This is a genomic window from Segetibacter sp. 3557_3, assembly GCF_004354985.1.
GTDB lineage: Bacteria > Bacteroidota > Bacteroidia > Chitinophagales > Chitinophagaceae > Segetibacter.
The window spans coordinates 83,363-95,963 of sequence record NZ_SMSK01000016.1 but is presented as its reverse complement, the minus strand read 5'-3'; the positions used below and the strand labels follow the sequence as shown (position 1 = coordinate 95,963).

Here is a 12,601-nt window from a genome sequence, read left to right as displayed (position 1 = left end):
GTCCGATGTTTTTCAATCCGGAGCAATAATTTCCGGCAAAAACGACCTCACCAAAGTCGACAACAACATCTACAACGTTTTTAGCATTACCCTGGCAACAGCATGGCAGACATTCTGATTATTAAAACAGGCGCTTCGGGTGATGTTGTGCGAACAACAGTCCTGTTGCACCTTTTTGTAAAGGATAACATCACGTGGGTCACTTCCGCATACAACATGGCTCTCCTGCCAACATCACTGCCTAACCTGAGGGTGTTAGCGATGGAGAACATCTATTCAATGAACGTTTTTAGCCAGGATTTCGAGTTGGTGATATCACTTGACGAAGACCTGATTTGTGCTCAACTCGCGAGCCAGCTAACCTGTAGAACAAGAGTGGGTTGTTTTATGGATGATGGCAAAATTAGTTATACCGACTCTGCAAGGGAATGGTTTGATATGGGACTGATATCAAGGTATGGCAAGACACGGGCAAACGAGTTGAAATGGCACAACAACCATTCGTACCAGGCGATACTCTTTCGGATGTTGGGCTATGAATTTAACGGGGAAGAATACCTGGTACGTGAGTCGTGCAGCGACGAAAGTGCGCCAGGGAGGATAGGAATGGAGACGAGATCAGGAAACCGATGGCCAACCAAGCGATGGAACGGTTATAGCGCACTTACAGCCAGGCTCGACCACATGGGTTATCAAAGCATCTCATTTGAAAACAAGGCAAGTCTTAGCGAATACATCGATGATATTGCAGGTGCATCCATGATTATCTGCGGGGATACGTTATGCCTGCACATTGCTCTTGCGCTGAAGAAACCGGTAGTGGGAATTTTTTCCTGCACAAGCCCCGCCGAGATTTACGACTATGGAAGGCTTGCCAAAGTTGTCTCGCCATACCTTCATGAAGCTTACTACCGTACGGAATATTGTGCAAAAGCCGTAGACGCGATTTCAGTTGAAGACATTATCAATGCCATCCGGAGTATTCCCGTAAACCCGCTGATCAAACATAATGCAGGCTATAGTCCGTCCCTGGTATAGGTCAGCATCCTTAGTCAAACACTATCATCCATTAAGGGGATTACAAACTGGTAATGCCATCAACCATGAACGCACCGCCTTACCGAATAAACCCAGATACCAACGGTGAACCGAATTAAAGTAGTTTACTACTATCAAAAGCCGAGAACGCTGAAAAACTTTAGCATCGAAGCTTATTTTAAAAGGGTACAACACAACATGCCCCACTTCATTCACGATGAAGCAGCAGTTTGCGGGCGTGTCAGCAACGGGCTATGGCCAAGAATATACAACACGCTTGAGGCAGCATTCAGGCAAGGCGATGTTAATCATATCACCGGGGATGTGCATTATATCGCATTACTGCTGAAAAAACGGAAAACAATTCTCACCATACATGATTGTGGTTTCATGAATAATAAGGGTGCAATTGCCCGGATGGTATTGCGCATGTTTTGGTTAAGACTACCTATAGCGCGTTCGCGTTACATAACAGTGCCCACGCAAGCAACCAAAGAAGAAGTGTTGAAATATGTAAAGGTAAACCCCGATAAAATCCACATTATCCATCATGCCATTCCGGTCGGGTTTGAACCAAGCCCCGCAAAGCAAATCGTGGAAAAGCCTACGGTCCTGCATCTTGGAACGGCACCAAACAAAAACCTTCCTCGATTAATCGAGGCGCTTGAGGGGGTTTACTGCCGGCTGGTGGTCATTGGCAACTTAACAGCTGTTGATAAAGCACTCTTGCAAAAACACGGGCTGGATTATATAAATCATTACAACCTCACCAATGAAGAAGTAATCCGGCAATACCAGGATTGCGACCTCCTTGCATTTGTATCAACCTACGAAGGTTTTGGCAACCCCATACTTGAAGCACAATCCATAGGACGTCCGCTGGTTACGAGCAAAGTGTCGTGTTTACCGGATGTAGCTGGCGAAGGCGCCTGCCTGGTAGATCCATATGACGTTGCATCAATCCGGGCGGGCATCGTAAAGGTTTTAGAAGATCCGGGATACCGCGAAAAATTGGTGGAACTTGGCTTTATAAACGTGCAGCGATTTTCGATGGCCAAAACCATCGAACAGTATGTTGCCTTATATAAGACTATAGCAAATAATGTTACCTAAAACGTTTAACGCGCATACAAGCGGTTGTACTGGGTTGGAAAGTCGGCGGTAGCAATATAATCCAGGGCTACCTTCTGGGCGTTATGGCAATACATATCATAAACCTCTTGTGGCATTTTACAAGCGGTTGTTATTGCATCCACAATGGATTTGGGATCATTAAGGCTCAGGTCCCAGCCAGCTTTTTGTTCATCTAATTTGCGCCATGGTGTTTGGTCGCTCGTGATAACTGGTCTGCCCACGTTGAAAGACTCAAAAATTGCCTGGCAAAAGTTTTCACCCTGGCTGAGCAATATAAAGAAGTGAGCCCGTGACAATGCAGCAAAAATTTCTGTTGGCTGAATAAAACCATGGTACAGTACTTTAATCGAAGGTGGCAATGTTGCAATAAACTGTTTACAACTTTCCCAAAATACTTCATCCTTTACCGGGCCATAGATGTCGAGTTCAACGGAAAGGGTACTATCCAGTTCTTTCAACGCGTTTAACACCCGCATATGCCCTTTATTTGGCGTTACCAATGACACTGAAATGAGCTTCAGGTGATTGACCGTTTTTTGCCCGGGTACTAAAGAGCGGGTAACCATATCCGGAATAGCATTGGCAACCATGATGTCGTTTCGCTTTCCAAATACGCGTACAACATCGTCGAATTCACTATTGTCCATCACATGCCAGCGAACTGCCCTATCCAGCCCGGCCAACCTGAACAGTTTTAAAAACACCTTTTTCTTAAAAGGTTTCATTGCAAGGTTACCTACATGAAGTGCACCCCACGGCGCTAATATGATGAGGGGTTTAGGCGACATCGCCTTTCCAATATAAATCGGGTACATACCAAATGCCAGCGAGTACAGGCCATTGATGTAAACAACATCTGCCTGTAACGAATGCATCAATGCTTTTACCGAAGCATAATCCCTTTTGGCTGCAGACACGTACATGATCCGGCAGTTGGGAGTAAAGGTCATCCACTCATCCCTGCTGATCCCGGTTAGTGGTTCATTTGGGTCGAGGTGGGTATCACCGGCAAGCACAAAATACTGCACGTCGGTCTCAAGGTACCGCACCAGGTTTTCAAGCGATCTTACTATTCCCCCGGCCGTATACGCCGGGGCAAAATGTGCAGTACAAATCAGCACTTTTTTCGATTCAGTTAAGGGCATTACGGGAGTGGTTACAGCCTTATATAGCGTGGAAAAAACAAGTGTCCAACATTGCCTTATGTACCGGGTGACAATTGCTAAATATTGGATTAACATTCCTATGATCCGGAAACAGTAGCTCAACATGAACCTGCCAGGCATTTCGCAAATGCAATGTTCAAGTTGAATGAATTTCCATAAATTTATACCGACATCAAACTTCCATTCGAGCCAACCATTACATCCAAACAGGTTGCTCCATCACAATATTCTTACCGAAAGAGATCAATTGTTAGAGAGACTAAATTTAAAGTAAAAAATGATGAAACCTATTTTGGGTTCACTTTTTATTCTATCACTGATCCTGTATGTGAGCAACGTCGACCTCGGTGTATGGACGGGACTGATCATCTTATTTACTGCTCTATCCATCATCAATTTTGTGAACTGTTTAAAACAAACCGTTCCATTCGGAGAATTGATTGCCCTGATGTACCTGGTTCAAAATACGGTTGCGCTAACCCTGCTCAATGTTTTGAAGGGGGATGAGTTAAAGGTTGGAGACGACTTTTATACAAGGGTAAGTCTTGAGGAATATATCCCATTTTCTTTTTTAACCTGCCAGGCACTATTGCTGGGGTACACTGTTGTGAAGATACCGCCCGAACCCTGGCTAAACTTCCTCACCAACTTCCGGGAGATCATCAAAAAAGAAAGCCTGTTTTATATATTTATCCTGGGTGCTATCGGTACCGTTATCCAATCGTTTAACATCAGTGCACTTAGCTATGTCACCTATACCCTAACCAACTTTTTTTCCTGTGCATTGATCGGTCTGGCACTTTACTACCGTTCAATAACCAACATCTATTTTGTAGCAGGGCTTGCGCTTAACCTATATGGAGTCATGCGAAGCGGTATGTTCGGTAGCTTTACTTATTTCATACTGTACACAAGCCTCATCTTCTTAACGCAAAAAATACTCTCAACAAGAAAGTTTAATTACCTGCTATTCTCCATTATCGGTATTGTTGGTATATGGGCACTTGCATTACTGCAAAACATCAAAACCGATTATAGAAATGTGATATGGCTGGGAAATGAAGACGGTAATTCAGGAGCATTTTATAACTCGTTTCAGCGCATCCTGCAGGAGCAGGATCCGATGTCAGTAGAGTATTACCTGCCCATACTTCACCGGTTGAACCAGGCGTGGCTGGTTAGTGCCGCAATGGAAAAGGTGCCCGAGTCGGTGCCGTTTTACAATGGCTTAACTATTCTTACTTCGGTGCGCGACGCCTTTATTCCTAGGGTCCTGAACCCCGAAAAAGAGGAAGCTGGTGGCAGGCAGAAGATAGAAACGTTTACCAACATTGTTTTAGTTGAAGGTACAAGTATGAATATCGGCTTGCTGGGGGAGTCCTATGTAAATTTTGGTAAACTTGGTGCCGTATTCTTTATGTTCCTATATGGTACCGCCATTGGTTGGTTTATGCGAAAGGTGCTTACCCTCTCACTCGAAAACCCATTGATACTGGTATTGTTCCCGATCTTTTTCGAGATCCTTGTCGGCAGTGAGGCGGACTTCCTGAGTTTAATTAATGGCGTAGTCAAGAATGCATTCTTTATGTACCTGATCATCAGATTTATCTCCACCAGGGTTTCAGACAGGGATCCGGCGATAGGGTGAATAGTCGCAATTAAAAATTAAAAAGGATTCCTGCGCGGGTTGAGGTACTCGAACAAATGCAAAATTAAAAATGTAAAATTAAAAAAGGGTTACTGCGGGGAAGGAGGGTTGCGATCCAAATTAAAAAATTTAAAATGTACAATTAAAAAGCGTTCCTGCGCCAAAGGGGGACTCGAGAATGCAAAATTAAAAATGGTTCCTTCACAGCTAATGGTTAAGTAATCAACATCTCAACTAGTCAACTTTTTAACTAGTCAACTTCTCAACCAGTCAGCTTATCAATTAGTCAACTTATCAACTATTCAACCTCTCAACTGATCAACCTATCAACATTTCAACCAGTCAACTTCTCAACTTGTCAACCTCTCAACCAATCACCTTCTCTACCACTAAACTTATCAACTGATCAACTGATCAATCAGTCATCCGAAAACATTTTCGCACAAACCGCGAGTTTCACAGGACAAGTTTTGCATTTTTAATTTTACATTTTGCATTTTGACTTTTGACTCACCTCACTCCAATCCATACAGCTGGTTAAACAACAGCTTGAATGTTCCATGTGTCTGGCCGCGAAAGGTAATCTCCGGACTAAATGCATACAGGGTTCCCTTACCCACTTTCGCGGAGAATGCCGCTATGCCATCCTGCAAATACGTTTGTCCCCAGGCCCAGCCACTCCGCAGCGGCTTGTTGCTGCTGAACCACATCAGCGGTTTAATACTGCCATTGGCAATGCTCTCCGGCGCCACCTTAAATACAGGACTCGCGTCGAAATATATGTCGCCTGCTGAAGCCATTCCCCAGGCTGGCATCTGCACGCTATCGATACTTGCCCGTAAAATGCTTCCGGGAATATAATATTTCTCCCCCGGCAGGGTGCGTTCTTCACCTGCAACTACTTCGGTGAGTGCATGGCGAACAGGAAGCTTTAGATGGTAAGCCAGGTTTGTACTGCTGCCTATGGTGACGATCCTTCCGCCCGCAGTTAAAAATTTCTGCAACTGCGGAATAGTGGTATCCGCATTTAATCGTCCCAGGTGCGGGCGAAATTCCTCCGGCACTTCCTGCGGATTGGGCATGCGGTTGTAGTTGCCTCTTCCTGGTTCTCCCCTGCCTAATGGGGGTATAGCACCTGTAACAAAAACAATAACATCGTATTTAGCGGCCAGATTTGCAGTGTTGATTTCCGGCGCATAAACAACTTGTGCAGCAAAGTGGTACTGCTCCATCAGCCACCGCACCCAACCCGATGGCATCGAACCGCCATAAACATCCCAAAGCGCTATCCGCAATGGCGACACTTTTTTGAGTTGAACTGCAGGCCGTTTTGAAACAGCTGTAACGCTGATGCCAGAACCTGCAGCCGATTTCTGAAGCAGTGCCGCAGCTTTTCCGCCGGCAGGAACAAAGAAATCCCCGGCTTTCATCTTACCCTCAGCAGCAGCAAGGCGATATACAGGTGCCCCGCCTGCCAGCAGATCGTTAACTACAACAAATGCCCGGTTCACCCGCGAATCGAGCAGGTAACCCGCTGCGCCTGATCCAGCATCTACCCTGCCCTGTGGTGTTTGAAGCTCGCCGTAAGCGATTGCTTGGAGAGGTGCATCAAAACCATCAAGCACCCGGTCGAATTGTACACCCATGGTATAGGCGAGCGTCCACCCGGCTGCGTCATAAGGGCGAACGGGCGGGCCACCGGGATACAAAAAGTCGTTCGGATGATCCTGCGGCTCAAACATGTCGAGAATGTGCGGACGAAACGCCTGTGCTGTTTTCACCACGTATGAACCCGTAGGATAAATTTTGCCAGCGACATTAAACGCGCTGGTGGCAGTATGTACCTGCACCCCCGACCTGATGAGTGCATTGATAAACTGGGTTGCGGTTGGAAAATCAGGTTGTGCAGATGATAGGATATATGCCCTGGGGTCGCGGAATGTACGATCGCTATAAACACTGTCGTAATACCTTGCAGGAATGGTGTCCATCAGGCTTAACCTTGCCGCAACGGTGCCTTCACCAGCCTTGCTGTTCTTCGGATCTTTCCTGAAAGCACCGGCGATAGAATCGATGTATTTTGGAGAAAATGACCAGTGGTCTTTACTTCCCTTTTCGATTGCATTTTTTCCCATTTTATAAATACCATAAAGCAGGTTCTCACGATTGTTTACCGCATAGTTTAGCACAGCATAGTTCAATGAAACCGAGTAGTCGATCGATTGCCTGAAATGCCAGTCCTGCGGCTTGATTGGGTTGGGCGTTGCACCATTGGGAATTAACCGGCCGGGCACAAGCGGGATCTTTGACGGGGTTGGATTGCCAATGATCTCGGTAAGCAGGCCGATCATGTTGTGGAAGTAAGGGGTCGTGCGAAGGCCACCGTTCCACCAGGTAGAAAACACCGAACCTGCTCGTTGCGTATAGCCTGGTTTCCCTTCCCTGTTCAACCGGTTATTCATAGCCGCGCCCACCTCATCTAAACTCGTGATGATAAGGGGATCGAATGCATAGTTAAATGGATCGCGGTATGGAGGACCTGCAACAACGGACCCGGGGGGACCTGTTTGGTGATGGTTGTAAACGATCTGCGGGATCCACTCTACATATTGCTGGCGAGTGATGTTTTGGGTTTCCTTCATGTTCATCATAAAGAAGTCGCGGTTATTATCGTGTCCGATATACTTCTGGTAAAGCCGTGGAATATTGGTGTTTCGTTTTTTAACGTCGGGTTGACTCATGTACCAGTTCGATACCAGCTCCTGGCCATCGGGATTAGCGTGAGTAAAAAGGATGATGGTATTTTTAAGAATGTTCCCAGTCTCACGGTCGTTGCGGCTAACCACCTGGTAAATGGTTTCGATGAGCTGGTGTATACCCACAACCTCCGTTGCGTGCAAACCGCCATCGATCCATACCACGGCCTTACCTTCTGCGGCAAGATCCCCGGCCTGTGCATCGGTAAGTTGATCGGCATGCGCAAGCTTTTGTGAAATGCTTTTAAAATGATCGAGGTTCTTCAACGTTTCGGGTGCAGATACGATCAACATATATTGATGGCGCCCTTCTTCGGTTTTGCCAATCTCGACCAGTTTGATGCGATCGGATGCTTCAGCAAGTTTTTTGAAATAAGCCTCTGTTTGTGTATAGGTCGCAAGTTTATAATCGTCGCCGATGTCGAAACCAAAATGCGATTTAGGAGAAGGAATATCCTGTGCCCGGATAGAAGATGACAGCTGCACAACAACAAGGAGAACCACAAAACATAACAGTCGGATCATTGACCTGGTAATTTTAGATTAGAGAATATTGCCGTCACGGCTTAGTAACTTTTTGGGCCAGGCGATAGTATTTCCAATGTAGCATCGTTGCGTCGCACTCTTGTGCGACATAACACTGCGCAGCTACGTTTACAAAGAAGCTTAACGAACCGGTTCTATGGAGAACAATGGTTCTACGTAAACGCGTCTGAAATATCGCGAGGTAATGTTGTGCACAAACGTTGCGTTAGGGATTGAAACGGAAAGCCCGGAGTGGCCACGCTTTAAGGCGTGGCCACGAGGACTTGCAGTGAAAAGCCCGACCCCCAACCCAAGTTGGGGGGAACGCCCAAATTAAAAACTAAATTGGTAGAATCATTGCTAATGTGATCAGGGCATTGGCAGCCCAGGCTGCAGTAATCAGAAGCCACGTTTGGGTCTTGCAGGCATCACCTTTTTTACCTCATCCAGCTTTTGTAATTGCATGGTGAGTTTTTCGGAAAGTTCAACGAACTTTTGCTTATGCTGCATTGCAGGTTTTACATCGCCCGACTCAACAAAGTTCGCAAGCGATATGAGCTTGGTATCCAGCTTAACCGGATAGTTAGTAAGGTCCTGGTTTGCCTTTGCCTTAACCTGTATCAGTTCGTCTTCGATGCGCAACAACCTTTCGCGTAAAGCATCTGTAGCTTTATCGGCTTTGGTGCTATCCAGCTGTAACCTCATCTTACGAATGTCTTTTACTGCTGTGCGAAGGGCAGTCACCTTATCGCCTATTTTCAACAACAGTTCATATTGTTCTTTGAACTCAGCGGCGGTCATCGGGATGCGCGGATCTTTCACCACCTCGAAGTCCTCGGTGATGGTTTTGCCATCAACGGTGAGGCGAACCTTGTATTTACCGGGTATGATAAGTGGCCCTCTTGCAGCACCGTGTGTAACCACACCCTCCAGTGCCTCGGGATCCTGGTAACGCATGTCGTCCCATACAAACTTATTTCCACCCTGTTGTGCGGTAAGGAAAAGATCGCGACGGGCGCCCCGCCTCAAGGGCACACGCATTTCCACCTCTCTTGCCTTTACAGCCGAATCGGAGATACTTGCTGTAGTGTCGGGTTTGGTTTTGTACGACTTTATCACTTTACCCGATGCATCCAAAAACTCCATGGAAACCTCTCCCCTCGGTTTCTCTTTTAGATAGTATTGCACGGTAACACCCGACGCCGGGTTCTGACCTACGTTCTGTGGTGCCGCACCTTCAAAACCAATCACCGACCGCTTGCCGCCTCCGCGGTACCTGACGGTAGGTGCGGGTTTGAATAAGAACACGGGGGCATTTTGTACATCCCCATTCATTTGCCCTAATGTAGACAGGTTATCGAGCACCCAGAACGAACGGCCATGGGTTGCTGCAACAAGGCTGTTATCCTGTATCGCAAGGTCGTGAATGGGTACAACGGGCAGATTCATTTGTAACGACTCCCAGTTTTCACCATCGTTGAACGATACATAAATTCCTTTTTCTGTACCGGCATATAACAAACCTTTAGTTTTAGGGTCTTCACGAACTACGCGGGTAAACTCATCTTCAGGAATACCGTTGGTGATCTTCTTCCAGGTTTTACCATAGTCGCTTGTTTTGTAGATGTATGGATGAAAGTCGTCTTGCTTATAACGAATAGCGGCAACATACGCAGTCGCGGGATCGTGGCTCGAAGCATCAATAATACTCATACGCGAAAACTCAGGAATACCTTTGGGTGAAACGTTTTTCCATGTTTTACCGTTGTCGAGCGACAACTGGATAAAACCATCGTCGGAACCCGACCAAAGCACACCGGCCTTTATTGGCGACTCGGCAAATGCAAAGATGGTTCCGTACCATTCAACCCCGGTATTGTCCCTTACCACCGGTCCCCAGTCAGGGCCAATCTCCGGGTTATCGCGGGTAGGTGTTTTTTCAAGCGTACGTGGTTCGGATCGTGTGAGGTTCGGACTGATCACCTCCCAGCTGTTGCCCTGGTCGAGTGAACGATGCACGTACGAGGATGTAGCATAAAGCACGTTGCTGTTGTGCGGCGATACAATGATGGGAAAGGTCCATTGAAAACGGTACTTGATGTCGGCCGAACCGTAGCCATAATTATCCTCCGGAACAACAGACACATCGGAGATCTGGTTAGACTCCATATTGAGCTTTGTGATCCAGTGATGGTTTGCAGCGAAGATGAGTTTAGGATTATTTTTATCAAACGCTATGTAACCGGACTCACCACCACCAATGGAATACAGGTCATCAGGATATATTGCTCCATTATCGGAACGCATTGGAACGGAAATGGTGGAGTTATCCTGCTGTGAGCCATACACCCGGTAAGGGAACTTATTGTCGGCGATCACATGATACATTTGAGCTGTGGGCTGGTTATAAATCGATGACCACGATTTGCCGCCATCAAAGGTTACGGTGGCACCTCCGTCGTTGGCTTCGATCATCCTTGTGTTATCGGCAGGATCGATCCATAGTTGATGATTGTCGCCGTGTGGTGTTGCCACACTGGTAAACTTCTTACCACCATCGGTCGACTTCCAAAAACCAATATTCATTACCCAAAGCGTAGAGCTGTCTTTGGGATCGGCGGTAAGACTATGGTAATACCAGGGGCGTTGATGTACTTCGGCAAACTGGCTAACCAATTGCCAGTGTGCACCCGAATCGTCGGTACGGTAGATGCCTGTCTGGTTGTTTTCTGCTTCGATGATCGCCCAAACACGATCGGGTTTTGCGGGCGATACAGCAAGACCTATTCTACCGCGGTTTTTACCGGTTGGAAGCCCCGGGTTAAGCGTAATGTCGGTCCACGTTTCGCCACCATCCATCGACTTATGGATGCCGGCACCGGGTCCTGAACTGCGAACACCCCACTCGAACCTGCGGAACTCGAATGTAGAGGCATACAATACATCGGGATTTGTTGGATCCATACTCATATCAATGGCACCCACATCAGGACTCTTGTACAGAACCTTTTTCCACGTTTTACCGCCATCTTTGGTACGGAATACACCACGATCCTCGTTTGCACCAAATGCATGGCCAATCGCTGCAACGTAAACGATGTCGGGGTTCCTTGGATGGACTATTACAGAACCGATATGATAGGTGTTTTTGAGCCCCGTATAGTCCCATGTTTTACCACCATTTGTCGACTTGTAAACACCATCGCCGTGCGAGGTATTTCCGCGAAGGGTATGCTCGCCCATGCCTACATAAATCACCTCGGGATTGGATGTGGAAACGGCAACTGCACCAACGGATCCCGTTTTAAAGAACCCATCGGAAACATTCTGCCAGGCTTTACCGCCGTCGGTTGTTTTCCATACACCACCACCGGTTGTACCCATGTAAAAAGTATTCTTTTCAGTTGGGTGACCTGCTACGGCAACGGAACGGCCTCCCCTGTATGGACCAATCAGTCGCCACTGCATGGATTTTAGAACGGATGCATTCGCATTCGCAGCGGGCGGTGCACCTGCGGAAGTGCTCACCTTTTTATCTGCCGCCGGCCCATTGGAGTCCTGTGCATATAAGGGACCGGCCGGTGAGTAAACAAGGTGAAGCATTCCGGTGAAGCATAAAGCAAGGCGTAGGATTTTTCTCATGTGCGCTTTATAAATTGAGTGTTTGTTGTTGTTCATATCGGTATTGTTCATCTTCATAGATTTCAGATAAATGATTATGGAAGCATGTTATAGAGTTGATGGTAGTTTAAGCAGGATTATTGATTTTTGAAGCGTACCCCTACCCTGCAATCACCGGGTTCTCCTCTCGACTCATCGCAAACGTTGTTGAAAAATGTTGCGATTTTATGCCCATCTTCAAGCGTTACCATAAACTTGAATAAGATATAATCATTTACTTCGATCCCATTCAAACTTACCCCGACAAGAGCTGCTAACTGTGCGGCTGTAAATGTATATTTTTTGGGAAAGGTTGTAGCCGTTTCGTAGAACTTGTCGGTAGAGCGCACAATGCTGGGCAACGGGAACTGAAAGATGTTGGGATATTCATTGCCGGGGGTACTGATAACAATCGGGTATGCTGGCGCACTCGCTTCTTTTTTGTTGAAGCTCACATATACGTCGATTGATGTCACCGTTCTTCTCCCGAAACCCTCCCAGTTCAACGTAAACTCGAATTGCTGATTGGCTACATTGGGATCTTTCAGATTGAAGAAAGATGTTTTTGCCGCTGCGTAAGTTGGCAGTGCAGATTTTGCGGTATTTACCTCCACGATAGGAACGGCGGTATACGTATAGTTTCCCATTCGTACTCCTTTTCGGAGCAGGAGTTT

At 46.7% G+C, this 12,601-nt stretch carries 7 protein-coding genes; 3 read left to right on the top strand and 4 right to left on the bottom strand.

Features of this window, described 5'->3' with window-relative positions:
* Positions 1 to 102 precede the first annotated feature (102 nt).
* Positions 103 to 1,038 carry a glycosyltransferase family 9 protein gene (locus EXU57_RS19725; RefSeq protein WP_133269975.1) on the top strand — a complete coding sequence of 312 codons (936 nt, stop codon included), beginning with the start codon at positions 103 to 105 and terminating at the stop codon, positions 1,036 to 1,038.
* A 105-nt stretch (positions 1,039 to 1,143) separates the two neighbouring features.
* Entirely contained in the window at positions 1,144 to 2,151 is a 1,008-nt protein-coding gene (locus tag EXU57_RS19720) for a glycosyltransferase family 4 protein (protein WP_133269974.1), read from the top strand.
* 5 nt (positions 2,152 to 2,156) lie between these two features.
* On the opposite strand, the gene EXU57_RS19715 is transcribed toward EXU57_RS19720, so the two are convergent.
* Complete coding sequence (locus EXU57_RS19715; RefSeq protein ID WP_165958210.1) at positions 2,157 to 3,317, bottom strand: glycosyltransferase family 4 protein; 1,161 nt, start codon at positions 3,315 to 3,317, stop codon at positions 2,157 to 2,159.
* 298 nt (positions 3,318 to 3,615) lie between these two features.
* Here EXU57_RS19715 and EXU57_RS19710 point away from each other — a divergent pair, with 298 nt between their 5' ends.
* Entirely contained in the window at positions 3,616 to 4,986 is a 1,371-nt protein-coding gene (locus tag EXU57_RS19710) for a hypothetical protein (RefSeq protein WP_133269972.1), read from the top strand.
* Between the two features lie 515 nt (positions 4,987 to 5,501).
* On the opposite strand, the gene EXU57_RS19705 is transcribed toward EXU57_RS19710, so the two are convergent.
* The 3 genes from EXU57_RS19705 to EXU57_RS19695 all read right to left on the bottom strand — a co-directional run bounded on the left by EXU57_RS19705 (position 5,502) and on the right by EXU57_RS19695 (position 12,574).
* A complete protein-coding gene (locus EXU57_RS19705; protein WP_133269971.1) occupies positions 5,502 to 8,267 on the bottom strand; it encodes a M14 metallopeptidase family protein in 2,766 nt (921 codons plus the stop codon).
* 399 nt (positions 8,268 to 8,666) lie between these two features.
* A complete protein-coding gene (locus tag EXU57_RS19700; RefSeq protein ID WP_207955545.1) occupies positions 8,667 to 11,909 on the bottom strand; it encodes a WD40/YVTN/BNR-like repeat-containing protein in 3,243 nt (1,080 codons plus the stop codon).
* 116 nt (positions 11,910 to 12,025) lie between these two features.
* Positions 12,026 to 12,574, bottom strand: coding sequence for a hypothetical protein (locus EXU57_RS19695; RefSeq protein WP_207955544.1), 549 nt, complete (start codon positions 12,572 to 12,574; stop codon positions 12,026 to 12,028).
* Positions 12,575 to 12,601: the final 27 nt, after the last annotated feature.

Excerpts from the sequence above, each read along its gene's own strand:
- EXU57_RS19725 (WP_133269975.1), top strand. The coding sequence starts at position 103 with ATGGCAGACATTCTGATTATTAAAACAGGCGCTTCGGGTGATGTTGTG.
- EXU57_RS19715 (WP_165958210.1), bottom strand. The coding sequence starts at position 3,317 with ATGCCCTTAACTGAATCGAAAAAAGTGCTGATTTGTACTGCACATTTT.
- EXU57_RS19710 (WP_133269972.1), top strand. The coding sequence starts at position 3,616 with ATGATGAAACCTATTTTGGGTTCACTTTTTATTCTATCACTGATCCTG.
- EXU57_RS19705 (WP_133269971.1), bottom strand. The coding sequence starts at position 8,267 with ATGATCCGACTGTTATGTTTTGTGGTTCTCCTTGTTGTTGTGCAGCTG.
- EXU57_RS19700 (WP_207955545.1), bottom strand. The coding sequence starts at position 11,909 with ATGAGAAAAATCCTACGCCTTGCTTTATGCTTCACCGGAATGCTTCAC.
- EXU57_RS19695 (WP_207955544.1), bottom strand. The coding sequence starts at position 12,574 with ATGGGAAACTATACGTATACCGCCGTTCCTATCGTGGAGGTAAATACC.